This is a genomic window from Burkholderia sp. Bp9031, from assembly GCF_003857965.1.
GTDB lineage: Bacteria > Pseudomonadota > Gammaproteobacteria > Burkholderiales > Burkholderiaceae > Burkholderia > Burkholderia ambifaria_A.
In genome coordinates, this window is record NZ_QTPW01000005.1 from 229,956 (window position 1) to 256,064 (window position 26,109).

At 65.7% G+C, this 26,109-nt stretch carries 24 protein-coding genes; 6 read left to right on the forward strand and 18 right to left on the reverse strand.

The features are described 5' to 3' along the window. Positions 1-338 precede the first annotated feature (338 nt). The 16 genes from DIE15_RS09310 to DIE15_RS09390 all read right to left on the reverse strand — a co-directional run bounded on the left by DIE15_RS09310 (position 339) and on the right by DIE15_RS09390 (position 20,870). Positions 339-1,643 (reverse strand): MFS family transporter, encoded by a 1,305-nt coding sequence (locus DIE15_RS09310; RefSeq protein ID WP_057924433.1) that lies wholly within the window; start codon positions 1,641-1,643, stop codon positions 339-341. 232 nt (positions 1,644-1,875) lie between these two features. After that, on the reverse strand, positions 1,876-3,555 hold the full coding sequence (locus DIE15_RS09315; protein WP_057924432.1) for a SpoVR family protein: 1,680 nt from the start codon (positions 3,553-3,555) through the stop codon (positions 1,876-1,878). Then, positions 3,552-4,820: a YeaH/YhbH family protein gene (locus DIE15_RS09320; RefSeq protein ID WP_057924431.1), complete on the reverse strand. Its 1,269-nt coding sequence runs from the start codon at positions 4,818-4,820 to the stop codon at positions 3,552-3,554. Before DIE15_RS09320 ends, DIE15_RS09315 begins: the two co-directional genes overlap by 4 nt. A 125-nt stretch (positions 4,821-4,945) precedes the next feature. After that, entirely contained in the window at positions 4,946-6,868 is a 1,923-nt protein-coding gene (locus tag DIE15_RS09325) for a PrkA family serine protein kinase (RefSeq protein ID WP_057924430.1), read from the reverse strand. Positions 6,869-7,375: 507 nt separating this feature from the next. Beyond that, the gene (locus DIE15_RS09335; RefSeq protein WP_124833045.1) at positions 7,376-9,148 is read right to left on the reverse strand and encodes a methyl-accepting chemotaxis protein; all 1,773 of its coding nucleotides are present in this window, start codon (positions 9,146-9,148) and stop codon (positions 7,376-7,378) included. Positions 9,149-9,419: 271 nt separating this feature from the next. Then, positions 9,420-10,355: a ribokinase gene (gene rbsK, locus DIE15_RS09340; protein ID WP_057924429.1), complete on the reverse strand. Its 936-nt coding sequence runs from the start codon at positions 10,353-10,355 to the stop codon at positions 9,420-9,422. Further along, the gene (locus DIE15_RS09345; RefSeq protein WP_057924428.1) at positions 10,352-11,383 is read right to left on the reverse strand and encodes a LacI family DNA-binding transcriptional regulator; all 1,032 of its coding nucleotides are present in this window, start codon (positions 11,381-11,383) and stop codon (positions 10,352-10,354) included. The genes rbsK and DIE15_RS09345 overlap by 4 nt, the downstream gene beginning before the upstream one ends. A 36-nt stretch (positions 11,384-11,419) precedes the next feature. Then, positions 11,420-12,439: an ABC transporter permease gene (locus tag DIE15_RS09350; protein WP_124833046.1), complete on the reverse strand. Its 1,020-nt coding sequence runs from the start codon at positions 12,437-12,439 to the stop codon at positions 11,420-11,422. Then, entirely contained in the window at positions 12,436-14,049 is a 1,614-nt protein-coding gene (locus tag DIE15_RS09355) for a sugar ABC transporter ATP-binding protein (protein WP_124833047.1), read from the reverse strand. The genes DIE15_RS09350 and DIE15_RS09355 overlap by 4 nt, the downstream gene beginning before the upstream one ends. 138 nt (positions 14,050-14,187) lie before the next feature. Next, complete coding sequence (locus DIE15_RS09360; RefSeq protein ID WP_124833048.1) at positions 14,188-15,138, reverse strand: sugar ABC transporter substrate-binding protein; 951 nt, start codon at positions 15,136-15,138, stop codon at positions 14,188-14,190. Between the two features lie 301 nt (positions 15,139-15,439). Next, positions 15,440-15,571, reverse strand: a complete 132-nt coding sequence (locus tag DIE15_RS36790) for a DUF805 domain-containing protein (protein WP_148095686.1) — start codon at positions 15,569-15,571, stop codon at positions 15,440-15,442. 207 nt (positions 15,572-15,778) lie between these two features. After that, on the reverse strand, positions 15,779-16,705 hold the full coding sequence (locus DIE15_RS09370; protein WP_124833050.1) for a CysB family HTH-type transcriptional regulator: 927 nt from the start codon (positions 16,703-16,705) through the stop codon (positions 15,779-15,781). Positions 16,706-16,785: 80 nt separating this feature from the next. Continuing rightward, positions 16,786-17,844 (reverse strand): sulfate/molybdate ABC transporter ATP-binding protein, encoded by a 1,059-nt coding sequence (locus DIE15_RS09375; protein ID WP_057924423.1) that lies wholly within the window; start codon positions 17,842-17,844, stop codon positions 16,786-16,788. A gap of 13 nt (positions 17,845-17,857) precedes the next feature. Beyond that, a complete protein-coding gene (cysW, locus tag DIE15_RS09380) occupies positions 17,858-18,805 on the reverse strand; it encodes a sulfate ABC transporter permease subunit CysW (protein WP_057924422.1) in 948 nt (315 codons plus the stop codon). Next, positions 18,802-19,698: a sulfate ABC transporter permease subunit CysT gene (gene cysT / locus DIE15_RS09385; RefSeq protein WP_124833051.1), complete on the reverse strand. Its 897-nt coding sequence runs from the start codon at positions 19,696-19,698 to the stop codon at positions 18,802-18,804. The genes cysW and cysT overlap by 4 nt, the downstream gene beginning before the upstream one ends. A 134-nt stretch (positions 19,699-19,832) precedes the next feature. After that, positions 19,833-20,870, reverse strand: coding sequence for a sulfate ABC transporter substrate-binding protein (locus DIE15_RS09390; RefSeq protein WP_057924420.1), 1,038 nt, complete (start codon positions 20,868-20,870; stop codon positions 19,833-19,835). 264 nt (positions 20,871-21,134) lie between these two features. Here DIE15_RS09390 and lexA point away from each other — a divergent pair, with 264 nt between their 5' ends. From lexA to DIE15_RS09405, 3 genes are read left to right on the forward strand one after another with little or no spacing between them, the layout of a single operon-like run. Then, on the forward strand, positions 21,135-21,782 hold the full coding sequence (gene lexA / locus DIE15_RS09395; protein WP_006754655.1) for a transcriptional repressor LexA: 648 nt from the start codon (positions 21,135-21,137) through the stop codon (positions 21,780-21,782). A gap of 26 nt (positions 21,783-21,808) precedes the next feature. Then, on the forward strand, positions 21,809-22,147 hold the full coding sequence (locus DIE15_RS09400) for a hypothetical protein (protein ID WP_057924419.1): 339 nt from the start codon (positions 21,809-21,811) through the stop codon (positions 22,145-22,147). A 29-nt stretch (positions 22,148-22,176) separates the two neighbouring features. Continuing rightward, a complete protein-coding gene (locus DIE15_RS09405; protein ID WP_124833052.1) occupies positions 22,177-22,869 on the forward strand; it encodes a DUF2939 domain-containing protein in 693 nt (230 codons plus the stop codon). A gap of 92 nt (positions 22,870-22,961) precedes the next feature. Here DIE15_RS09405 and DIE15_RS09410 read toward each other — a convergent pair whose 3' ends face one another. Further along, positions 22,962-23,459, reverse strand: coding sequence for a universal stress protein (locus DIE15_RS09410; RefSeq protein WP_057924417.1), 498 nt, complete (start codon positions 23,457-23,459; stop codon positions 22,962-22,964). On the opposite strand from DIE15_RS09410, the gene DIE15_RS36950 reads away from it, so the two are divergent. The 3 genes from DIE15_RS36950 (at position 23,458) to DIE15_RS09420 (ending at position 25,540) form a co-directional block, all read left to right on the forward strand. Next, positions 23,458-23,622, forward strand: coding sequence for a hypothetical protein (locus DIE15_RS36950; RefSeq protein ID WP_160327430.1), 165 nt, complete (start codon positions 23,458-23,460; stop codon positions 23,620-23,622). The two genes, DIE15_RS09410 and DIE15_RS36950, sit on opposite strands and share 2 nt — an antisense overlap. 163 nt (positions 23,623-23,785) lie before the next feature. Continuing rightward, positions 23,786-24,700, forward strand: coding sequence for a nodulation factor ABC transporter ATP-binding protein NodI (nodI, locus tag DIE15_RS09415; protein ID WP_057924416.1), 915 nt, complete (start codon positions 23,786-23,788; stop codon positions 24,698-24,700). Positions 24,701-24,706: 6 nt separating this feature from the next. Then, a complete protein-coding gene (locus DIE15_RS09420) occupies positions 24,707-25,540 on the forward strand; it encodes an ABC transporter permease (protein WP_057924415.1) in 834 nt (277 codons plus the stop codon). Between the two features lie 48 nt (positions 25,541-25,588). Here DIE15_RS09420 and DIE15_RS09425 read toward each other — a convergent pair whose 3' ends face one another. Continuing rightward, on the reverse strand, positions 25,589-26,011 hold the full coding sequence (locus DIE15_RS09425; RefSeq protein ID WP_057924414.1) for a hypothetical protein: 423 nt from the start codon (positions 26,009-26,011) through the stop codon (positions 25,589-25,591). Positions 26,012-26,109 lie beyond the last annotated feature (98 nt).

Sequence of the window (26,109 nt, forward strand, 5' to 3'; positions counted from 1 at the left end):
TTCCGAACCAACGAACGATGCTTTGCTCCGCGGGTTTCGTGATGAGCCGCGCTCGCCGCATGCAATGTGTGCACGCAAAAAAACGCCCGCTGCACGCAGCGGGCGCGAATCCCAGTCAAGGAAGTGTCACACGAACTATGGGTTCAGGATAAGCGCATCGCGTGCGACGGACAACGAAGCGATTGCGATATCGATATCGCGCGGCCGGCGATGAGCTTGCATGCGCCCCGATGCGAAGCTGCCGCGCATGAAAAAACGGCGCGCCGCCTGCGTGGCAGAGCGCCGTCCTGTTGCATGTTGCCGGTCGATGCAGGCAGCCCGGCCGGGCTGCCCTTCCATCACGGCTCGTGACGCAGATACCCTTCCTTGCTCGGATCGCGCATCCGCCACGACACGATCAGCGAGATCGCGCACAGCACCGTCACGTACCAGTAGAAGGTTTCCTCGCTGCCGATCGACTTGAACCACAGCGCGACGTATTCGGCCGAGCCGCCGAAGATCGCGTTCGCGACCGCATACGACAGGCCGACGCCCATCGCGCGCACTTCGGGCGGGAACATCTCGGCCTTGATGAGGCCGCTGATCGACGTGTAGAAGCTCACGATCGCCAGCGCGATCGTGATCAGCACGAACGCGGCCGTCGGGCTCGTCACGGTCTTCAGCGTGTGCATCAGCGGCACCGTGCCGATCACCGCGAACGTGCCGAACAGGATCATCGACGTGCGGCGGCCAATCTTGTCGGACAGCGCGCCGAACACCGGCTGCAGCAGCATGTAGACGAGCAACGCGACGGTCATCACGTTGCTGGCCGTCTTCGCATGCATGCCGGCCGTGTTCACCAGGTACTTCTGCATGTACGTGGTGAACGTATAGAAGATCAGCGAGCCGCCGGCCGTGAAGCCGACCACCGTGAAGAAAGCGCCCTTGTGCTGCCACACGCCACGGATCGTCCCCGCGTCCTTCTTGTCGCGCGATGCGCTCGTCGACGTCTCGTCGAGCGATTTGCGCAGGTACAGCGAGACCAGCGCGGCCGCCGCACCGCAGACGAACGGAATGCGCCAGCCCCACGCCTTCAGTTCGTCATGCGACAGCGCCTGCTGCAGGATCACGAGCACCAGCAGCGCGCACAGCTGGCCGCCGATCAGCGTCACGTACTGGAACGACGCGAAGAAGCCGCGCCGCCCCTTCAGCGCGACCTCGCTCATGTAGGTCGCGCTCGTGCCGTATTCGCCGCCCACCGACAGGCCCTGGAACAGGCGCGCGACCAGCAGCAGCGCCGGCGCGAGCGCGCCGATCTGCGCGTAGGTCGGCAGGACCGCGATCACGAGCGAGCCGCCGCACATCATCAGCACCGAGATCATCATCGCCGCGCGTCGGCCGTGACGGTCGGCGATGCGGCCGAACAGCCAGCCGCCGATCGGACGCATCAGGAAGCCGGCCGCGAACACACCGGCCGTGTTCAGCAACTGCGTTGTCGTGTTGCCGCTCGGGAAGAACGCCGGCGCGAAGTACAGCGCGCAGAACGAGTAGATGTAGAAGTCGAACCACTCGACGAGGTTGCCCGATGAGGCGCCGACGATGGCGAACACGCGCCGCCGGGTGTCATGCGCGGACAGCGCAGCTTGGTCGGTCTGGACGTCCATGGGTTGGTCTGTTCCTTTTAGTGCTTTCTGGGCGAGACGGCTGGGGGGCCGCCGCGTGCGGTCGCACGTGGCACCGGTTCCGGCGCACGGCGCTACGGGATTTTAGCGAAATGTAAAGTAACAGGCTTTCCGGGTTCGTCCGGATGTAGAAGAATTTTCTCTCGCCGCGCGTTCGTCATATGAAAACGCCAGCCGTCAGGCTGGCGTCCCATGCAAACTATTTTCGGGAAATTCAGACACGCACTTCCGGCGGCACGTAGCGGCACTCGTAGCGCTTGCGCACGGTACCGGCCTCGTCGACGCTTTCCAGGTACACATCGAACTGCCAGAGGCGCGCCATGTGCTTGAGCACTTCCTCGCTGTCGTTCGACAGATGGCGGTTGTCGGTCATGAAGTGGCGCAGCGTGAGGCTGCGGTCGCCACGCGTGTTCACGGCCCACACCTGGATGTTCGGCTCGCGATGATGAATGTCGTACTGCCGCGACAATGCCTGCCGAACATACTGGTAGCCGGACTCGTCGTGGATCGCCGACACCTCGAGCGAATCGCGCATGTCGTCGTCGAGCACCGAGAACAGCCGCATCTCGCGGATCAGGTTCGGCGACAGGTACTGCGCGATGAAGCTCTCGTCCTTGAAGTTGCGCATCGCGTAGTGCATCGCCGGCAGCCACGGGGTGCCCGCGATCTCCGGGAACCACTTGTAGTCCTCTTCCGTCGGCGCTTCGCAGATCCGACGGATGTCGCTCATCATCGAGAAGCCGAGCGCATACGGGTTGATCCCGCTGTAGTACGGCTTCGTGACGGGCGGCTGGTAGACCACGTTGCTGTGCGAATGCAGGAACTCCATCATGAAGCCGTCTTCCAGCTTGCCCTGGTTGTACAGCGTGTTCAGCAGCGTGTAGTGCCAGAACGTCGCCCAGCCTTCGTTCATCACCTGCGTCTGGCGCTGCGGATAGAAGTACTGGCCGATCTTGCGCACGATGCGGATCACTTCCCGCTCCCACGGCTCGAGCAGCGGCGCGTTCTTTTCCGCAAAATACAGCAGGTTTTCCTGCGGCTCCGGCGGATAGCGCCCCTCCTGCTCCTCCATCAGCTCGGGCTTCTTGCCCGGCAGCGTGCGCCACAGTTCATTCACCTGCGACTGCAGATACGCCTCACGCTCGCGCCGCAGCGCGGCCTCCTTCGACAGCGACGGTTTCTGCGGCCGCTTGTAGCGGTCGACGCCGTAATTCATCAGCGCATGGCACGAATCGAGCAGTTCCTCGACGCGGTCGAGCCCGTAGCGCTCCTCGCATTCCGCGACATAGTTCTTCGCGTACACGAGATAGTCGATGATCGCGTGCGCGTCGGTCCACAGCCGGAACAGGTAGTTGCCCTTGAAGAACGAGTTGTGCCCATACGCCGCGTGCGCGATGACGAGCGCCTGCATCGTCATCGTGTTCTCTTCCATCAGATACGCGATGCATGGGTTCGAGTTGATGACGATTTCGTACGCGAGGCCCATCTGGCCGCGTCGATAGCTCTTCTCGGTCGACAGGAAATGCTTGCCGAACGACCAGTGGCGATAGTTGACCGGCATCCCGACCGACGCATAGGCATCCATCATCTGCTCGGCGCTGATCAGTTCGAGCTGGATCGGATAGATGTCGAGCTCGTATTGCTCGGCGACCTGCGCGATGTGCGTGTCGTATTCCTCGAGCAGTTCGAACGTCCAGTCGGACGGGCACGGCAGCGGCTTGCGTTCGGCAACGTTCATACGCGCTTCCTTCTGCCCGGCACCGGGCAAGTCGGCGGCCGGCGGCGCCGGTTCGGTCCGGCCGCTTTGCTGCGATGCGGCAGGACCGGCCGTGTCGTCGCCGGAAGGGCGCGGCTCGTAGCCGCGCGACTCGTTGTGCAGATGGCGTGTCGTCATGACATTTCCACCTGCTTTTCGAACAATTCGCGAAATACCGGGTAGATGTCGGCAGCCGATTCCACTTTTTTCATCGCGAGATGCGGTTGCGACAACGCCAGTTGCGCGTACTCCAGCCACAGATTCTGCTCTTCCGGCGCGACCTGGATATACGCGAAGTAACGCGTCTTCGTGAGGATATCCTCTTCCAGGATTTTGCGACACTTCGGCGAATCGTCGGTCCAGTTGTCGCCGTCGGACGCCTGCGCGCCGTAGATGTTCCACTCGGTCGGCGAGTAGCGCTCGTTCATCACCTTGCGCATCAGCTCGAGCGCGCTCGACACGACGGTGCCGCCGCTTTCGGTCGAATGGAAGAAGGTGTCCTCGTCGACCTCCTCCGCACGCGTGTGGTGACGAATGAACACCACCTCGATGCGCTCGTAGTTGCGCTTGAGGAACAGGTACAACAGGATGAAGAAACGCTTCGAGAGATCCTTGCGCTGCTCGTCCATCGAGCCCGACACGTCCATCAGGCAGAACATCACGGCCTGACTCGACGGCTGCGGCTGCTTCACGCGGTTGATGTAGCGCAGGTCGAACGGATCGATGAACGGGATCCGCCAGATGCGCCCCTTCAGGTGATGGATCTCGGCCTCGAGCACGGCGATTTCCTCGCGACGGTCCTCGGTGTCGCTCTTCAGCGCCTCGAGTTGCGCTTCCAGCTCGCGCAGCTCGTTGACGAGCGGCGAGCCGAGCGCGATGCGCCGGCCGAGCGCGCTGCGCAGCGAGCGCACGACGTCGATGTTGTTCGGCGTACCTTCCGCCGACCAGCCCGCCCGCACGTTCTTCCAGCTCGGCACCGTCAGCAGGTGCGTCTTCACGAGGCGCGGCAGTTCGAGATCGTCGAAGAAATACTGCATGAATTCGTCGCGGGACAGCTCGAACACGAAGTCGTCCTGCCCTTCGCCCTCGTTGCTCGCCTGACTGCCGCCGCCGCCCGAGCCGCCCTGCGGACGCGGAATCTTGTCGCCGCGAACGTAGTCCTCGTTGCCCGGGTGCACGTATTCACGACGCCCGCCCGGCGCGTGCCGGAAGTTCGGCTCCGCGATGTCCTTGCGTGGAATCGTGATGCTTTGCGTGCTCTGGATATCCTTGATGCTACGATCGCGCACCGCGTCGGACACGGCACGACGAATGTAGTTCTTGACGCGACGCAGAAAGCGTTCGCGGTTGGCGATGCTCTTGTTCTTGCCGGCCAGCCTGCGGTCGATGATTTGATGAAGCACTCCCGGTCTCCCGCTCGAAAGTCGATCTGCCGGGGCACTCGCCGCGCATGCCGTCTGCCGTCATGCGGGTGGCGCCTCTGAGGGTGCCCGTGCGAACGACTCGCACGGGCACGGTACCGCGCGTGTCATGACGACTTGCGCACGCGCAGGTACCAGTCGCAAAGCAGCCTCACCTGCTTCGGCGTATAGCCCTTCGCGACCATCCGGTTCACAAAGTCCTCATGCTTGCGTTGTTCCTCCGCCGAGCCCTTCGCATTGAACGAAATGACCGGCAACAGTTCCTCGGTATTCGAGAACATCTTCTTCTCGATCACGACGCGCAACTTCTCGTAGCTCGTCCACACGGGATTCTTGCCGGCGTTCGCCGCCCGCGCACGCAACACGAAGTTCACGATCTCGTTACGGAAATCCTTCGGATTGCTGATGCCGGCCGGCTTCTCGATCTTCTCCAGCTCCGCATTCAGCGCGGCGCGATCGAAGCTCTCGCCCGTGTCGTGATCGCGGAATTCCTGATCCTGGATCCAGAAATCCGCGTACGTGACGTAGCGGTCGAAGATGTTCTGCCCATACTCGGAATACGATTCGAGGTACGCCGTCTGGATCTCCTTGCCGATGAATTCCGCGTAGCGCGACGCGAGCACATCCTTCACGAACGACAGGTACTTCTGCTCGGTTTCCGGCGGGAACTGCTCGCGTTCGATCTGCTGCTCGAGCACGTACATCAGGTGCACGGGGTTCGCCGCGACCTCGCTCGAATCGAAGTTGAACACGCGCGACAGGATCTTGAACGCGAAGCGTGTCGACACGCCCGTCATCCCTTCGTCCACGCCCGCGTAGTCGCGATACTCCTGATACGACTTCGCCTTCGGATCGGTGTCCTTCAGGTTTTCGCCGTCATACACCTGCATCTTCGAGAACAGGCTCGAATTCTCCGGCTCGTGCAGGCGCGACAGCACTGAGAACTGCGACATCATCTTCAGCGTGCCCGGTGCGCATACGGCTTCGGCGAGCGACGAGTTGCGGATCAGCTTCTCGTAGATCTTGACCTCTTCCGACACGCGCAGGCAGTACGGCACCTTCACGACGAAGATCCGGTCGAGCAGTGCCTCGTTGTTGCGGTTGTTGCGGAATGCCTTCCACTCAGACTCGTTCGAGTGCGCGAGGATCACCCCGTCGAACGGAATCGCGCCGAATCCTTCGGTGCCCTTGAAGTTGCCTTCCTGCGTCGCGGTCAGCAGCGGGTGCAGCACCTTGATCGGCGCCTTGAACATTTCGACGAATTCCAGCAGCCCCTGGTTCGCCAGGCACAGGCCGCCCGAGTAGCTGTACGCATCGGCATCGTCCTGCGCGTACTGTTCGAGCTTGCGGATGTCGACCTTGCCGACGAGCGAGGAAATATCCTGGTTGTTCTCGTCACCAGGCTCCGTCTTCGCGATGCCGATCTGCCGGAGGATCGACGGATAGCGGCGCACCACGCGGAACTGGCGGATGTCGCCGTTGTATTCGTGCAGGCGCTTGACGGCCCACGGACTCAGGATGTTCTTCAGGTAGCGGCGCGGAATCCCGTATTGCTCTTCGAGGATCGGGCCGTCCTCGTCGTAGTCGAAGAGCCCGAGCGGCGATTCGTTGACCGGAGAACCCTTCAGCGAGTAGAACGGCACGCGCTCCATCAGTTGCTTCAGGCGCTCGGCGATCGACGACTTGCCACCGCCCACCGGGCCGAGCAGGTAGAGGATCTGCTTCTTCTCTTCGAGCCCTTGCGCAGCGTGGCGGAAGTACGCGACCACCTGCTCGATCACTTCCTCCATTCCGTAGAACTCACGGAACGCGGGATAGACCTTGATAACCTTGTTCGCGAAGATCCGCGACAGGCGCGGATCGATGCGGGTATCGATTTGTTCAGGTTCCCCGATTGCAGCCAGCATGCGTTCGCCTGCTGTGGCGTACGCTGACGGATCGTTCTTGCAGAGCGCGAGGTACTCCTCCAGCGAGAATTCTTCCTCTCGCGTTTTTTCGAAGCGGTTCGCGAAGCTGCTGTAAATATCCATGCTACCTCCCTCGCCTGAGTCTGAAGACGTGCTTGCCTTCGTATGACTGCGCAGAAGCAAGCGCGTTCGAATTCATCCTAAACCCTTTCTTATTTTTTTTCACGAACTCTTCGTATGAAGTTCGTCATTCTCGACAACACCGCTTGGACAACGCATTTTGACGCTTTACAATTGATCTCCCGAGCCGCAGAAACTGCATCCGCCGCGTCTCGTCGAGCATCGGAACGTCTCGTGCACCGGACACCTCCGTCGTCGTCGCAGCCTCTCCACTCTCCCCTTCATCCCTAGACGTTCGAGCAGACGTTTTCGACGACACGCCGCGCGCACCGTTACAAATTTTTCTCGCATCGTCCGGAGATACCCGTAGCGCGGATGCGCGCATGCAACGCGAGGCGATGCACGAACGTTCACACGCGCTGTCACATTTCATCGCGCGCCGAAACGACGACGCCCGCACGTCGCGGGCGTCGTATGTTGTCAAATGGGGATAGATACGCGGCGCGCGAATCAGAACGTCTCCCAGTCGTCGGCGCCGGCAGCCGCGGCGACCGGTGCCGGCGCTGCAGACGCAGCCGCCGGCTTGCGTGCCGGCGCCGTGCGCTTCGGTGCTGCCTTGCGATCGTCGCGCGCAACGCCCGGTGCGGGCGACGCAGCGGACGCAGCGGACGCAACAACCGGCGCGGACACCGCGCGCGGCACCTGGCGTGCTGCCTCGGCAGCCACCGGCCGCGCCGCGTCGTCGTCGATCCGGAACACCGACGCCGTTTCGCGCAGACGCGCGGCCTGTTCGTCGAGCGACTGCGCAGCGGCCGCCGCCTCCTCGACGAGCGCGGCGTTCTGCTGTGTGACCTCATCCATCTGCGCGACCGCACGCGCGACCTGATCGATCCCGCCGCTCTGCTCCTCGGACGCCGCCGCGATTTCGCCCATGATGTCCGTGACCCGCTGCACTGCACCGATCACGTCGATCATCGTGCGACCGGCTTCGTCGACCAGCGACGACCCCGCGCGGATGCGCTCCACCGACGCATCGATCAGCGCCTTGATCTCCTTGGCCGCGCTCGACGATCGCTGCGCGAGGCTGCGCACCTCGCCCGCGACGACCGCGAAGCCGCGCCCTTCCTCGCCGGCGCGCGCGGCCTCCACAGCCGCGTTCAGCGCCAGGATGTTGGTCTGGAACGCGATTCCCTCGATGAGCGCGATGATGTCCGCGATCTTCGCGGAGCTGTCGTTGATCTCGCCCATCGTGCCGACCACCCGGCCGACCACCGTATTGCCCTTGTTTGCAATCTCCGACGCATTCGCGGCCAGCGAGCTTGCCTGCCGCGCATTCTCCGCGTTCTGCTTCACGGTGCCGGTCAGCTGTTCCATGCTCGACGCGGTTTCCTGCAACGCAGCCGCCTGTTCTTCCGTGCGCGACGACAGGTCGATGTTGCCGGCGGCAATCTGCCGGGCCGCGGTCGCGATCGATTCGCTGCCGCCGCGCACGGTGCGCACCGTGTCGACGAGGCCGCGCTGCATGTTCGCGAGGCCGTCGAGGAGCAGGCCCATTTCATCTCGTCGGTGCACGAAGATCGAGCGGCGCAGGTCGCCCGCGGCGATTGCGTCGAAATGCGCGAGCGCGTCCGCGAGCGGACGGCCGATCGCGCGGCTGAGCGTCAGCCACGACAGCACCGCCGCGACCAGACCGGCCGCCAGCACGACGATCGACAGCACGCGCATCGTTTCGTACGCGGATTCCGAATGATCGAAGCTCGTCTGCACCGCGCTGAACTGGACATTGCGCAGCGCCTCGCTCGCAACCGCGAGATCGTTGTAAAGCACCTGGAGCTGCTTGGCGCTATCGCCGATCCGGACGTGGTCGCCTGTCGCGAGAAGGTCTCCGAACGTGTCGCAACTGCGCTGTAGCGCCTGCCGCTTCGCGGCGACATCCTGCGCGAGTCGGTCCTCCTGCGCATCGCGCGGCAGCGCAAGGTACTTTTTCCACCACGAATCGGACTGCGCACGCATCGCCCGGCTACGCTCCACTGCGGCAGCCGAATCGGGTGTCCCGGCCAGCAGCGCGGCGCGATCGAGCGCAAGGCGCTCGCGCGCCGCATACATTTCAGCAACGGCCACATCGACCGTGCCCGGCATCCGGTTCGTGAAGATTTCGCGCGTCGAGTCGTTCGAGCGCGCCATCCCGTACAGACCAAGCCCGCCGATCACCCCCAGCAGTACCGCGAGAAACGCCATCGTCAAACCGATGCGCGCACGTATCGTCAGGTTTCCGATCACCATCATTCTTCCTGTGTTGCGTCGTCATGGACGGGCCGGGCCCGTTTTCGGAACATTGTTTCGTTCCGATGCATTTACGACCGTCTGCTGCGCAACTTGATGGTATTGACGTCAATTTTCCTCGGAATCCGTCTGTTTATTACATATTGCTGAATAATTGGTGCGGAACATTCGAGCCCTCGCTGTGAAATAACAGGGCGAATGTCGAATTCCGGATGGTCAGCGAGAGCGGGCCGGCCGCCTGTTGCCGCAGGCGCCGGCCGGGATGCGCGAACTAGCGCTGTTCGGCCAGTTCGGCGAGGGTGGGAATCGACGGCTGCGCGCCTGCGCGCGTGACCGACAGCGCTGCTGCGCGTTGCGCGAAGCGGATTGCGGTGTCGACGTCGTCGCCGGCCGCGAGCCGGGCGGCGAAGCCGCCGATGAAGGTATCGCCGGCCGCGGTCGTGTCGACCGCCTGCACGACGGGCGCCGGATAGTGGCGCGCTGCGCCGTCGGCCGTCAGTGCGAGCACGCCGCGCGCGCCGAGCGTGATCAGTACGTTGCGCGTGCCGGCCGCCTGCAGCGCCCGCGCCGCGGCTTCCGCCTCGGCCGGATCGCGCACCGGCAGCCCGGTCAGCGCGGCCGCCTCGACTTCGTTCGGGATCAGGTAATCGACCAGCGGCAGCCAGCCGTGCGGCAGCGGTGCGACGGCCGGCGCCGGATTGAGCACCACGGTGCGGCCGAGCCGCCGCCCGGCCGACAGCGCGGCGAACACGGCATCAGGCGGCGTCTCGAGCTGGCAGATCAGTACGTCGGTCGCGGCCAGCGCGGCCTCGTGCTGCGCCACCGTATCGGTCGTGACTTCGCCGTTGCCACCCGCGACGATCACGATCGTGTTCTGGCTCGCATCGTCGACGACGATCAGTGCGACGCCGGTCGATGCCGCTGCGCTCGTCGCGAGCCGCGAGCAGTCGATGCCTTCGGCCTCGAGGCCGGCCCGCAGCGCGGTGCCGTGCGCATCCGCGCCGACGCAGCCGATCATCGTAACCTGCGCACCGAGCCGCGCGGCCGCGACGGCCTGGTTGCCGCCCTTGCCGCCCGCCGCCTGCGCGTAGGCATGGCCAGCGAGCGTTTCGCCCGGCAGCGGCAGCCGCGGCGCCCGCACGACGAGATCCATGTTGAGGCTGCCGACCACCGTCACGCGGCCGGCGAGCGCTGCGCGGGCCGTCATGCGCGACCGCCGGGCACGGCCGGCTCGTGGTAGACCGCCGTCGATTCGCGCAGCACGAGGCGCGGCGACACGACGCGACGGCGGCTCGGCGCGGCCGTCGAGCCGCCGCCGATCCGCTCGATCAACGTCTGCGCGGCCATTTCGCCGAGCGCGCGCACCGACTGGCCGACCGTCGACAGCGCCGGATACGTGTAGCGGGAGAATTCGATGTCGTCGAAGCCAATGATCGAGCAGTCGTCCGGCACGCGCATCCCGCGCTCGGCCGCCGCGCGCAGCGCACCGACGCCCATCAGGTCGTTGCCCGCGAAAATCGCGCTCGGACGCACCGACTCGAACAGTCGCGACGCCGCGTGATAGCCGCCGAGGCACGAAAAATCGCTTTCCGCGATCGCGCCCGGCACGATGTCGATCCCGCGCTCGGCCATCGCGCGGATGAAGCCATGCACGCGCATCGCACTGACGGCCGTGTCCGTCGGCCCGGTGATGCAGCCGATCTTCGCGTGCCCGAGTTCGAGCAGGTGACGTGTCGCCAGGTACGCGCCGCGTTCGTGATCGATCTGCACGAGGTCGGCCGCGAGCCCTTCGATGTTGCGGTCGACGACGACGAGTGGCGCATGGGCGTCAGCGAGCGTCTGCGCGAGCACCGCATCCTCGCCGGCCGACGCGACGATCAGCCCGTCGATGCGCTTTTCCTGCAGCACGCGCAGGTAGTTGCGCTGCTTCACGGGATCGTCGTCCGAATTGCAGAAGAACACGCAATAGCCGTTGGCCGCGCACTGGTCCTCGATGCCACGCGCAAGCTCCGCGAAGTACGGATTCGTGCTGTTCGGCACGACGAGGCCGATGGTCGCCGTCGAGCGCGCCTTCAGCGAGCGCGCCACCGCCGACGGCACGTAGTTCAGCTCGCGGATTGCGCCCTCGACCTTCGCACGCACATCCGCGGACACCGGCCGCGAATTGTTCACCACGTGCGAGACGGTCGTAAACGACACGCCCGCCATGGCCGCCACATCCTTGATCGTCGCCATTTCCCGTTTCTCTCTGGTCTGCTTTCTGTGTAGTTCTTACCGGGCGCGCGCGCGCCGGCTGCGATACGTATCGAGCACGACCGCCACCACGATCACCGCCCCGGTGATGATCCGTTTGGTCGGCTCGTTCGCGCCGATCTGCGCCAGCCCTGCGGCCAGCACGGAGATGATCAACACGCCGAAGAACGTGCTGATCACCGAGCCGCGCCCGCCCATCAGGCTCGTGCCGCCAATCACGACGGCTGCGATCACCTGCAGCTCGAGGCCCACGCCCGCGTTCGGGTCGGCGGCCTCGAGCCGCGAAATCTGGAACAGCGACGCGAGCCCTGCGAGCGCGCCCATCAATGCGAATACGATGATTTTATACGGCCGCGGGTTAACCCCGGCAAGCCGGACAGCCTCTTCGTTCGTGCCGATCCCGACCAGATAGCGCCCGAATACGGTGCGCGTGAGCACGAACTGCGCCGCAAGCATCACCGCAACCGCGATCAGGAACGCCGGCGAGATGCCCAGCGCGATGGGGTTCGACAGGAAATCGAACGCGTCGCCGATGTAGGCCGTGCGCGAATTCGTCAGCTGGTATGCGACACCGCGCGCGGCCTCGAGCACGCCGAGCGACACGATGAACGACGGAATCCGCCAGCCGACCGTGATCGCACCGGTCAGCGAACCGGTCAAGGTCGCGATCGCGATCCCAATCAGCGCGGCCGGCAGCGGCCCCCACTGCCATTTCAACGCGGCCACGCTGACCATCGACGCGGCCAGCGCCAGCACCGAGCCGACCGACAGGTCGATGCCCGCGATGATCAGCACGAAGGTCATTCCGACCGACATCACGACGAGATCGGGAATCTGGTTCGCGATCGTACTGAACGTATCGTAGGTCAGGAAATGCGAGCTCAGCACCGAAAACAGCGCGATCATCGCGGCGAGCGCGCCGGCGAGCCCGAGGTAGTTCGACAGGCCGAGCCGCGTGCCGGACAGCGTGCGCGCGCGGCGCCCCGTCACGTCCTGCTGCGCGCCTGCGTCGGTCGGGGATACGGGAGGCTGGGTCATTGCGGTCGTCCTGTCGTCGAAGTGCCGGAAGCCGCGCGCGGCGCGCTTTCCGCATCCGGATGCCGCGTGCCTTCCGGCAGCGCTTCGCGGCCGAAGCCGGCGAACGCCGCGGCCAGCAGCGCATCCTGGGTCCAGTTGCCGCGTTCGAACACGGCGGTCATGCGGCCGGCCGACATCACGCCGATCCGGTCGCAGATCAGCATCAGCTCGCGCAGGTCGCTCGATACGACCACCAGCGCGCGGCCGTCGCGCGCGAGCGCGCCCATCAGCGTGTAGATCTCGAATTTGGGGCCGACGTCGATTCCGCGGGTCGGCTCGTCGAACAGCAGCACGCCCATGTCGCGCGCGAGCCAGCGGCCGATCACGACCTTCTGCTGGTTGCCGCCCGACAGTTCGCCGACCGCCTGCGCGGCGCCGTGCGTGCGGATCCGCAACGCGTCGATCTGCTGCTCGGCGAGCGCCGTCTCGCGCGCCGTGTCGACGATGCCGCCGCGCGCCAGCCGGTCAAGCTGGCCGAGCGACACGTTCGACGTGACCGACTGCGACAGCAGCAGCCCTTCGCCCTTGCGGTCCTCGGTGATCAGCGCGATGCCGTGCCGCACCGCGTCGACGGGCGACCCGATGCGCGCCGGCTTCAGCGGATCGCCGACCGCGATCATCCCGGCGTCCGGCGTGTCCGCGCCGTAGATCAGCCGTAGCAATTCGGTGCGCCCCGCGCCGATCAGCCCCGAGATGCCGAAGATTTCGCCCGAGCGCACCTCGAGCGACACGTCCTGCACGGCCGTGCCGCGCGTCACGCCCGACACGACGAGTCGCGGCGGGCCGATCCGGCGCGTGCCGAGATCGATGTGCTCGCCGATCTCGCGCCCGACCATCAGCGTGACGAGCCGGTCGGACGTCGTCGCGGCCATGTCGCCGACGTGCACGAGCCGGCCGTCGCGCAATACCGCGACGCGCTCGGCGACGCGCGCGAGCTCCTCGAGCCGGTGCGAGATGTAGACGATCGCCACGCCGCGCGCCTTCAGCCGGTCGATCTGCTCGAACAGCAGCTCGACCTCGCGTGCAGTCAGCATCGCGGTCGGCTCGTCGAGGATCAGCACGCGGCAGTCGCCGATCAGGTTGCGCGCGATCTCGACCATCTGCTGGTGGCCGATGCCGAGCGCACCGACCGGCGTATCGGAGTCGACCGCGTCGAGCCCGACCTGCGCCATCGCGGCACGCGCATCGTCGCGCAGCCGCGCGCGATCGATGATGCCGAAGCGGCGCGGCAGACGATTCAGGAACAGGTTTTCGGCGACCGTCAGCGTCGGCAGCAGGTTCAGCTCCTGCATCACCATGCGCACGCCGAGCGCCTCTGCCTGCGTGCGGCTCGCCGGCGCATAGGCCCGGCCGCCGAGCTGCATCGTGCCGGTCGTCGGGTCGACGAGCCCGCCGATGATCTTCGACAGCGTGCTCTTGCCCGCGCCGTTCTCGCCCGTCAGCGCAAGCGCTTCACCCGGCGCGAGGGTCAGCGTGACGTCGGCGAGCACGGGTTCGGCGTAGGTCTTGCCCACGCCCGAGACGGACAGCACGGGAACGGCTGAACGGGAGGGTTGGAAGGTCGGTTCCATCGCGATCCTGGTTGCGGCCGCGCGCACGCGGCGCGCGGGTATGACGCTCACAAGTGCAGCAGTGGCCGTGATCGCGCTCACACCGTATAACGGCCGCCAGCCCGGATTCTTGAGGGCGGCGGCCGTGACGGGGCGGCGTTACTTCGTCACGAGATCCACCGGCGTCTCGACCACACCGGACATGTCGGCCTGCTTGCGGTGCTCGGCGATCGCCTTGAGCGCCGTGTCGATGCCGAACACGGCCTGCTTCGCCGCGTACTGGTCGGCGGTCGCGAGCACGCGACCGTCCTTCAGCATCGGCTTGATCGCGTTGATGTTGTCGTAGCCGACCACGAACACCTTGCCCTGCTTGCCCGCCGCCCGCACGGCCGACACGGCGCCGATCGCCATGTTGTCGTTGCCGCACAGCAGCGCCCGCAGGTTCGGGTATTCGTTGAGCATCGCGGACGCGACCGCATTGCCCTTGTCGATCTCCCATTCGCCCGACTGCACCGACACGACCTTCATCCCGCCCGCCTTCATCGCATCCTCGAAGCCGGCCGTGCGCTGCTGCGCGTTGGTCGTCGTCGACACGCCTTCGACGATGCCGACCTGATCGCCCGCCTTCAGCCGCTTCGCGAGGTAGTCGCCGATCTTGCGCGCGCCCTTGCGGTTGTCGGGGCCGACGAACGGCACGTTCAGGTTCTTCGACTTCAGCACGTCCGGATCGAGCCGGTTGTCGATGTTCACGACGATGATGCCCGCGTCGACCGCCTTCTTCACGACCGGCACGAGCGCCTTCGAATCAGCCGGCGCGATCACGATCGCATCGACCTTCGACACGATCATCTGCTCGACGATGCGGATCTGGTTCGCGGTATCGGTCTCGTCCTTGATACCGTTCGTGATCAGGTCGAACTGGCCGGCGTTGTGCTTCTGGTATTCCTTCGCGCCGTTTTCCATCGTCAGGAAGAACTCGTTGGCGAGCGACTTCATTACGAGCGCGACCTTCGGCTTGGCCGTGGATTGCGCATGGACGGCCGGTGCGGCGGCGACCGCGACTGCGGCAAGCGCGGCGGTCAGGAATCGACGGCGAAAAAGGACATTCATACACATCTCCTGGCGACGGGCCCGAGGGCCGGATTATTGTTCGACTGTTGTTTTAATGTGAGCAAACGTTTGCGTCACACTACCCACACATTGGCCATCGATGCTGCTTGTCGGTACCACGGAATGGAAGCGAGGCAGACGGCCGACTGCCTGGCGCGTGCTGTCGTCGACGCGCCACCGCCGGCGGGACGCCGGCGGAGTGAAGGCTATGCTGTACCGTTTCGGTTCGACGCGCAACCCGTCTGATCAATAATTAAGGGTTTTTTCGGAGCGCGCGGCTGCGCATGCCGATTGCGGTGTGTTATACCGAGTTCCGCGGCGTCGCTTCGTCGCGATCGTCCGACGGCGGCTCGCCGAAGCGATTCGCGTGCGGCGTGCCGGCAATGAAGCCGTTCATCACGAACAGCGCGATCGCGCCGACGATCGGCAGCATTCACCACCCCGGCTTGTCGGTGTCGTGCAGGCGCTTCACGCCCACTGCTATCGACGACCACCCCGAAACGACCGCGATCGCGAACAGCACGAGCATCGAAAGTGCGCCGCGCGGGCACACCGTGACGGCACGAAACCGGCGTCATGGCGGCCCGCATGCAACGCGTCCGGCGCGCGCTTGCCGCGCCCCCGAAACGTCGCCCCGCCGTCAGACCGCTTCGCGCAGCAGCCCGGCGATTTCCGCCTCGGTCAGGTGCGGCGCGAACATCTCGATCAGCCGGTACGCATACGCGCGCAGGAACGCGCCCTTGCGCAGCCCGACACGCGTCGTGCTTGCTTCGAACAGGTGCTGCGTGTCGAGCGCGACGAGCCCGGTGTCGCGCTGCGGATCGAAGGCCATCGCCGCGACGACGCCGATCCCCATCCCGAGCTCGACGTAGGTCTTGATCACGTCCGCATCGATCGCGGTCAGCACGACGTCGGGCACGGCGCCGGCCTGCGAGAACGCCTGGTCGATGTGCGAACGGCCCGTGAAGTCCTGGTCGTACGTGATGATCGGGTACTCGGCGATTTCGTCGAGCGTCAGGTTCTCGCGGCCGACGAGCGGATGCCCCTTCGGTACGACGACCGTGTGGTGCCACGAATAGCACGGGAACGTGACGATGTCCGGATAGCGATCGAGCGCCTCGGTCGAGATGCCGAGATCGGCTTCGCCGTTCAGGATCATCTGCGCGATCTGCTGCGGGCTGCCCTGACGCAGCGCGAGATGCACCTTCGGGAACACGTCGGTGAACTGGCGGATCACCTTCGGCAGCGCGTAGCGCGCCTGCGTGTGCGTCGTCGCGACGACGAGGTGGCCGCTGTCCTGGTCCGCAAACTGGCGTGCGACGCGGCGCAGGTTTTCCGCATCGAGCAGCATCCGCTCGATCAGCTGGTGCACGGCCTTGCCGGGCTCCGTGAGCCCCGTGAGCCGCTTGCCGCGCCGGATGAAGATGTCGACGCCCAGTTCATCCTCGAGATCCTTGATCTGCTTCGACACGCCCGACTGCGACGTGTACAGCACGTTCGCGACTTCCGTCAGGTTCATGTTCTGGCGCACGGCTTCGCGCACGAAACGCAATTGCTGAAAATTCATGGGTATGCCTCTTAGGCTGTCGTTGTTCGAATGTCGATTCGGAGCGGTAGCCGCCCTCTTCTCTTTACCGGGTTCGGGCGTCAGTGTGCGGGAAATACCCGCACCGCGCGCGGCACGGCCGTCGCGCCGTCGCCGACCTGCAGCGCGAGCGCACGCCATGCGTCGCGATCGAGCTCCGCTTCGAGTGCGCCGCCGGTACGCGCCTCGAGTTCGACCCGCACCGAGCCGCCGAGCGGGATCACGCGGCGCACGTCGACCGCGATGCCGTCGCGATGGCCGTCGCCGGCCGGCCACAGCTGCAGGTCGTGCGGCCGCACGTACGCGTTCGCGGGGCCCGCGAAATCGGCGTCGACCGCGATCGGCGCCGCCGCCCCCTCGGCGACGAAGCCGCGCCCGGCGACCGTGCCCGGCAGCCGGTTCGCCGCACCGAGAAACTCGTAGACGAACGCGCTTTGCGGATGATCGTAGACGTCCTGCGGGCTGCCGGCCTGCTCCACGCGGCCGCGGTTCAGCACGACGATCCGGTCGGCCACTTCCAGCGCCTCTTCCTGGTCGTGCGTGACGAAGATCGTCGAGATGTGCAGGTCGTCGTGCAGGCGCCGCAGCCAGCCGCGCAGTTCCTTGCGCACCTTCGCGTCGAGCGCGCCGAACGGCTCGTCGAGCAGCAGCACCTTCGGCTCGACCGCGAGCGCGCGGGCCAGCGCGATCCGCTGGCGCTGGCCGCCCGACAGCTCGGACGGATAACGCTGCGCGAGCCAGTCGAGCTGCACGAGCTTCAGCAGTTCGTGCACCTTCTCGCGGATCACGGCTTCCGACGGCCGCTCGCGGCGCGGCTTCACGCGCAGCCCGAACGCGACGTTCTCGAATACGGTCATGTGACGAAACAGCGCGTAATGCTGGAACACGAAACCGACCTGGCGATCGCGCGCGCCGACCGACGCGACGTCGAGCCCCTGCAGCACGACCTGTCCGGCGTCCGCGTGCTCGAGGCCCGCGATCACACGCAGCAGCGTGGTCTTGCCGCAGCCGGACGGCCCGAGCAGGGCGACGAGCTCGCCCGGCGGGAAGTCGAGCGACACGTTGTCGAGGGCGGTGAAATCGCCGAAGCGCTTCTGAAGGTGACGGACGGTGATACCCATTCTGGTTGCCTCTTTACGATTTCGACGAAATGGCGGCGACGGGGCCGGCATGAGCGGGAACGTCATCGCGTGCACCGGCCAGTTCGGCGGCCAGATGACGCTCGGCGAGCAGCTTCAGCCCGAGCGTGACGAGCGCGAGCAGCGCCAGCACCGATGCCACCGCGAACGCTGCCGCGAAGTTGTATTCGTTGTACAGAATCTCGACGTGCAGCGGCATCGTGTCGGTCACGCCGCGAATGTGGCCGGACACGACCGACACCGCACCGAACTCGCCCATCGCGCGCGCGTTGCACAGGATCACGCCGTACAGCAGGCCCCATTTCACGTTCGGCAGCGTCACGCGCCGGAAGATCTGCCAGCCCGACGCGCCCAGCACGCGCGCGGCCTCTTCCTCGTCGGTGCCCTGCGCCTGCATCAGCGGGATCAACTCGCGCGCCACGAACGGGAACGTGACGAAGATCGTCGCGAGCACGATGCCCGGCACCGCGAAGATGATCTGCACGTCATGGTCCTGCAGCCACGGCCCGAGCCAGCCCTGCGCGCCGAACAGCAGCACGTAGACGAGGCCCGAGATCACCGGCGACACGGAGAACGGCAGGTCGATCAGCGTGGTCAGCAATGCCTTGCCGCGGAATTCGAACTTCGCGATCGCCCACGACGCGCACACGCCGAACACGAGATTCAGCGGCACCGCGATCACGGCGACGGTCAGCGTCAGCTTGATCGCCGACCAGGCGTCGGGATCGGCGAGCGATTCGAGATAGAAGCCAACGCCCTTGCGCAGCGCCTCGAAGAACACCGCGGCGAGCGGCACGACGAGGAAGAACGCGAGGAACGCCAGCGCGACGCCGATCAGCAGCCAGCGCACGGCGCGCGGCTCGCTGACGGGGTCGAGCCGTTTCGCGGCGCTCACGCGCGCGGCGGACGGATTGTTCAGCACGGCACTGGACTCCTGGCTCATTGCTGGCCTCCTGCTGCCGAGGTGACGGTGACGGTCGACGGCGCGGGGCCGCTCGCCCCCTTGCCCGTCCGGCGCTGCAGATGCCACTGCAGCGTGTTGATCAGGAGCAGCATCAGGAACGACACGACCAGCATCACGACCGCCAGCGCGGTTGCGCCCGCATAGTCGTACTGCTCGAGCTTCGTGATGATCAGCAGCGACGTGATTTCGGATTTCATCGGCACGTTGCCGGCAATGAAGATCACCGACCCGTACTCGCCGAGCGCGCGCGCGAACGCCAGCGCGAAGCCGGTGAGCAGCGCCGGCAGCACGGCCGGCAGCACGACGCGGCGGAACGTCAGCCAGCGCGATGCGCCGAGGCACGCCGCGGCCTCCTCCTGCTCGCGCTCGAAATCCTCGAGCACGGGCTGCACGGTGCGCACGACGAACGGCAGCCCGATGAAGGTCAGCGCCACCAGCACGCCGGCCGGCGTAAACGCGATCTTGATGCCGAACGGCGCCAGATACTGGCCGACCCAGCCGTTGGTCGCATAGACGGCTGCAAGCGAGATGCCGGCGACCGACGTCGGTAGCGCGAACGGCAGGTCGACGATTGCGTCGACGATGCGCTTGAACGGAAACGTGTAGCGCACCAGCACCCACGCGACGAGAAAGCCGAACACGGCGTTGATCAAGGCGCCGCCGAGCGCGGCGGAGAACGTCAGCCGGTACGACGCGAGTACGCGCGGCGACGCGACGGCGGTGACGAACTGGTCCCACGACAGCGTCGCGGTCTTCAGGAACGTGGCGGCGAGCGGGATCAGCACCACGAGGCTCAAATAGGCCACCGTGATGCCGAGCGTCACGCCGAAACCGGGCAGCGCGCTCGGCTTGCGAAAGGTGTACGTCGTCATCGGATGCTCTTGCTGGGTCGTTGCTGCTCACGGGTCCGACGCAAACGCCGGCGCGAGGCGTCGCGCCCGCGGACCGTCGGGGATGCGGCGCGCTGTCGTGGCACGCCGCTGTCGTTATGGGTTGCTGCCTGGCGTTACTGCGGCTTGTAGATCGAGTCGAACACACCGCCGTCCGCGAAATGCGTCTTCTGCGCATTCGTCCAGCCGCCGAACGTGTCGTCGACCGTGTACAGCTTCAGCTTCGGGAACTGCTTCGTCAGGTTCGCCGGCACGTTCTTCGAACGCGGACGGTAGTCGTTGCGCGCCGCGATCTCCTGGCCCTGCGGGCTGTACAGGAAATTCAGGTAGGCCTCGGCCAGCTTGCGCGTGCCCTTCTTGTCGACCACCTTGTCGACCACGGCAACGGGCGGCTCGGCCAGGATGCTCACCGACGGCACGACGATCTCGAACTTGTCGGTGCCGAATTCCTTGACCGACAGGAACGCCTCGTTCTCCCACGCGATCAGCACGTCGCCGATCCCGCGCTGCACGAAGCTCGTCGTCGCACCGCGCGCGCCCGAGTCGAGCACGCCCGCATTCTTGTAGAGCTTCGTCACGAATTCCTTCGCGGTCTGCTCGTTGCCACCCGGCTTGTGGACGGCGTACGCCCATGCGGCCAGGTAGTTCCAGCGCGCGCCGCCCGAGGTCTTCGGGTTCGGCGTGACGATCGAGATGCCCGGCTTCGTCAGGTCGTCCCAGTCCTTGATCCCTTTCGGGTTGCCCTTGCGCACCAGGAACACGATCGTCGACGTGTACGGCGACGCGTTGTCCGGCAAGCGCTTCTGCCAGTCCTTGTTGACGAGCCCCTTGTTGGCGAGCGCGTCGATGTCGTAGGCCAGCGCGAGCGTCACGACGTCGGCCTGCAGGCCGTCGAGCACCGAGCGCGCCTGCGCGCCCGAGCCACCGTGCGACTGCTTGAAGTTGACCGTCTCGCCCGTCTTCGCCTTCCACTCCTTGCCGAACGCCTGGTTGAAGTCCTGGTACAGCTCGCGCGTCGGGTCGTAGGACACGTTCAGGAACGTCGTATCGGCCTGGGCATGTGTCGCGACGCCCAGCGCCGCCGCCGCGCCCAGCGCGAGTGTTGCGATCAGGCGGCCCGCTCCGCCCGCCAGCCCCGTATTGCGCTTCGCCATCCTTGGTTCTCCAGTGTTGTCGGTATTGCGATGTCGGGCCAGTCTAGCGAACGGGTTACATGATTAAAAATAATCGTTCTTCATTTTTTAATACTCAAAAGTGCTAACGCAGACGGGACGGACGGTTGCGGCAGACGAACCGGCGTCCGGACATCGCGAAATCGCGCCGGAACCGGCGCGATCGCGTCGAACCTCAAGTAACACTTGAAATTCGCGAAGTACTGTATAAAAATACAGCTCACTGTCTATCCATACAGTTCAGCCATGACCAAACTCACCGCCCGTCAACAGCAAGTGTTCGACTTGATCCGCCGCGCGATCGAGCGCTCCGGTTTCCCGCCCACGCGTGCCGAGATCGCGGCCGAGCTGGGTTTCAGCTCGCCGAATGCGGCCGAGGAGCATCTCCGTGCGCTGGCGCGCAAGGGCGTGATCGAGCTGGCCGCCGGCGCGTCGCGCGGCATCCGCCTGCTCGGCATCGACGATGCGCCGCACCAGTTCACGCTGCCGCACGCCGGCCTGATGCAACTGTCGCTGCCGCTCGTCGGCCGGGTCGCGGCCGGTAGCCCGATCCTCGCGCAGGAGCATATCTCGCAGCATTACGCGTGCGATCCCGCGCTGTTCACGAGCAAGCCCGACTACCTGCTGAAGGTGCGCGGCCTGTCGATGCGCGACGCCGGCATTCTCGACGGCGACCTCCTCGCCGTGCAGAAGCGCACGGAAGCGAAGGACGGCCAGATCATCGTCGCGCGTCTCGGCGACGACGTCACGGTCAAGCGCCTGATGCGCCGGCCCGGCGGCCTCGAGCTGATCGCGGAGAACCCGGATTACGAAAACATCTTCGTCAAGGCCGGCAGCGCGGAATTCGCGCTGGAAGGCATCGCCGTCGGGCTGATCCGCTCGGGCGAACTCTGACAATCGGTCTCGCTGAGGAGAACATCATGGAACGCCTTTCCCGTTTGCTGCCTTTCCGTCAATTCGGTCGCCTGCGTCACCTGCGCGGCCGCACGCCCTGCGCACCGCTGTCCGCCGCGGCGCCCGTGGTGAGCCAAGAAGTCGCAGTTGAACGGCAGGCGTCGCTGCTGCCGTCAGCGCTCCCCGCATTCGCGCGGGTCTCGCTGAACGCCGGCCTGAATCACGCGGAACCGGCGCGCCGTGCACCCGTGCGCGTCTATCACGGTCGATCGCGGCTCATCATGGTCGGGACGATCGATGCCGTGTGCCGGATGATCGATCGCTGCATCGACGAGGAACGATCGGCCACGCACGGCGGTCTCTGATTGCGGAACCTGTCCGCACCGGAGGCATCGTGACTGGATCTTCGGGCCGCGCCAGGCGGCTCAAGCCCCTGCTGATCGTCGTGCTGGCCGTCGCCGCCCTGGTGGCGATCGGCTATGCATACGCGTCGCCGTACGTCGCGCTCAGTCGCCTGAAATCGGCGATCGACGCGCGCGATGGGCAGGCGGTCAGCGAATATGTCGATTTTCCGTCGCTGCGCATCAGCCTGAAGCAGCAGGTCACGGACGAGTTGATGCGCCGGATCGACGCGGTCAAGAAGGACAATCCGCTCGCGGTGATTGGCGCGCTGATCGGATCTGCATTGATCGGCCCGCTGGTCGATGCCTATGCGACACCGGAAGGTGTGGCGGCGCTGATGAGCGGCATCCCGCCGCGCGGTAATCCGGGCGAGCGGCCACCCGAATGGTCGGGTCCGCCGTCAGGCGGTGCGCCCGGAAACGCACCGGCCGTGCCGCCGGCCAATCCGGCGAGCGCACCCGTACCGGGCAGCAGTCCCACCGCCTCGGCTGCGCCTGCACCCGCGCCAGCGCCAGCGAGCCCAAGCGATGCGGGTCATCCGCAGCAAACGAGTGCCGGCTACAGGAATATCGATGAATTCGTCGTGACCTACCAGCGCAGTGCCGACGGCACACGCTATGCGGCGATCTTCCACCGCTTCGGCCTGTTCTCGTGGAAACTGTCCGCGATCGACCTGCACGCGTAAGCGGTCGCGATCGGACCAGGCGCCGCTGATGCGGCACGGCACGCGACCGGCCTGAATCGCAGGACAATCCGGCCGGTCACGCGATTACTGCGTCACTTGCCGTTCGCGGTGGCCGCTTCGCGTTCGCGCGCGATCTCGGCCTTTTGCTCTTCGGCCGACGAGCATGCGACCAGAATGCTGCAGCTCACGCGATCGAGCAGTTGCGTGTTGCCCGACCCCATCCACCATCTCGACAACCCGCTGCGGCACCGATGGCCGACGACGACGAGGTCGGCCTTCAACTCCGTCGCGAGATTCGCGATTTCGTCGATCGGATAGCCGAACGCGAAATGGCCTTCCGCCTGGACGCCACGCTCGCGCAGCCAGTTCACGCCTTCCTGCAGGATCTCGCGCGCGGTTTCCTCGAAGCGGCCGCACGCGACGTCGGTCAGCAACCCTGCGCTTTGCGCGATGCTCGAGCGCATGTCGACCACCGACAGCAAATGCGTTTCCGCCTTCAGGTCCAGCGCGAGATTGGCACCGCACCGCAATGCCTTGCGTCCTTCGAGCGTGCCGTCGTAGCACAGCAGAATCTTGTTGTAGCTAGCCATGAAACCTCCCTATCGCGACTACGTGCCCTATGCACTCATCATGGTGCGCCGCAATTCCGGACGCAAGGGATGGAAAACGCTGATTCGCCACGCGGGGCGCGTCGGCGATGATGCGGTGCACGATCCGTGCGCGCATGCACCGTGCCGCACGGGCATGCCCTGAAGAGACGCAGCCGATGCACTAGAATGGCCCGTTCGTGCCGTCGGTGTGCGTTCGCCCCGATCATGCCCATGTGACACGCCTGCGCCCGATCCGTTCGCACGCCGCATGCCCATCCGGCCGGCTGTGAAACACGCCCGCGCCCGCTTACAACGACAACCTGCCCATGTCCGTTGCACCGATCGATTTCCGGAACGTCGAAAAGCGCTACGGCGACAAGCTCGTCGTCAACGACCTGTCGTTCCACGTGCAGGCCGGCGAATGCTACGGACTGCTCGGGCCGAACGGCGCCGGCAAGACCACGACGCTGAAGATGCTGCTCGGTCTCGTGTATCCCGATGCCGGCGCCATTTCACTGTGCGGCGAACCGGTTCCGTCGCGCGCGCGGCATGCGCGCCAGCGCGTCGGTGTCGTCCCGCAGTTCGACAACCTCGATCCCGACTTCACGGTCCGCGAAAACCTGCTCGTGTTCAGCCGCTATTTCGGGATGTCCGCGCAGGCTGCACGTGCGCTCGTGCAGCCGTTGCTCGAGTTCGCGAAGCTGGAAAACAAGGCCGATGCGAAGGTCGGCGAGCTGTCGGGCGGAATGAAGCGGCGTCTGACGCTTGCCCGCGCGCTCGTCAACGATCCCGACGTACTGGTGCTCGACGAGCCGACGACGGGCCTCGATCCGCAGGCGCGGCACCTGATGTGGGAGCGGTTGCGCTCGCTGCTCGCGCGCGGCAAGACGATCCTGATCACCACGCATTTCATGGAGGAAGCCGAGCGCCTGTGCGACCGGCTGTGCGTGATCGAGGAAGGCCGCAAGATAGCAGAAGGCGCGCCGCATGCGCTGATCGAATCGGAGATCGGCTGCGACGTGATCGAGATCTACGGGCCCGACCCGGTCACGCTGCGCGACGAGTTGGCGCCGTTCGCGAAGCACACCGAGATCAGCGGCGAAACACTGTTCTGCTACGTGACCGATCCCGAGCCGCTCAGTGCACGACTCAAGGGTCGTTCAGGGTTGCGCTATCTGCATCGTCCGGCCAATCTGGAGGACGTGTTCCTGCGGCTCACGGGCCGCGAAATGCAGGACTGATCGATCATGGACGTACGCAACTATTCCGCCGCCGCGCCGTCCGCACCGCCACGCGAATCCCGCTTCGCGATCGCGCTGCCCGCGAATGCGACCAACTGGATCGCCGTATGGCGGCGCAACTATCTCGTGTGGCGCAAGCTCGCGCTCGCATCGCTGTTCGGCAACCTCGCCGATCCGATGATCTACCTGTTCGGGCTGGGGTTCGGGCTCGGCCTGATGCTCGGCCACGTCGACGGCGTGTCGTATATCGCGTTCCTCGCGGCCGGCACGGTCGGTTCGAGCGTGATGATGTCCGCGAGCTTCGAGTCGATGTATTCGGGCTTCTCGCGGATGCACGTGCAGCGCACCTGGGAAGCGATCATGCACACGCCGCTCGCGCTGGGCGACATCGTGCTCGGGGAGATTGTCTGGGGCGCGAGCAAGGCGTTGCTGTCGGGCGTCGCGATCATGCTCGTCGCGGGCCTGCTCGGCTATGCGCAGTTTCCGTCGATGCTCGCGGCGCTGCCCGTGATCGCGCTCGCCGGCCTCGCGTTCGCGAGCACCGCGATGATCGTCACCGCACTCGCGCCGTCCTACGATTTCTTCATGTTTTATCAGACGCTCGTGCTGACGCCGATGCTGCTGCTGTCGGGCGTGTTCTTCCCGATCACGCAGCTGCCGCCGATCGCGCAGCACGCGGCGCACATGCTGCCGCTCGCGAACGCGGTCGAACTGATCCGGCCCGCGATGCTCGGCCGGCCGGCGACGGACGTCGGCCTGCATCTGGCGGTGCTCGCCGGCTATGCGGTCGGCGGATTCGTGGTCTCTGCGTGGCTGTTCCGGCGGCGGCTGATGCGCTGACGGCCGGCGAGCACGGCGCCAGCTTGATACGACGAAACCACGACGACGTTACTCGTCGTCGTCGCTCCACGGGATCTCGACGTCGGTCAGGAACGCGACGGTCGCCAGCGGGCCGCCTTCCTGGCGGCCGAGCTTGCCGTCCGCGCGATGCCATTCGACGCGGAACTGCGTACCCGGATCGTCGGCGACCAGATAGACCGCACGCAGTTCTTCCGCGTCGGCTTCGTCGACCGGGCCGTCGAACGACACCAGCATCTTCTGCGGCCACAAGCCGTTCATCGGATCGTAAATGCGATCGCCCTGCGGAATCTCGATGCTGGCCTCGACGCCGATCGTGGCGGAGGCTTCGATGATCATCGTGCCGAGCGCGTTCAGCACGGCCGTCGCCCGCGCGGAATTGGCCTGGCGGATCGCGAGATCGCCGCGCGTCAGCGCCTTTTCGAGTCGAGGATGAATCTTCGGTTGGGTCATGCGTTTTCCTGTTTGCTTCTTGTAAAGGTCACCGCGCGTGAAGCAGCGGTGCCGGATAAATTACGACGATCGCGCGGCAGAATCAGCCTGCACGCGGC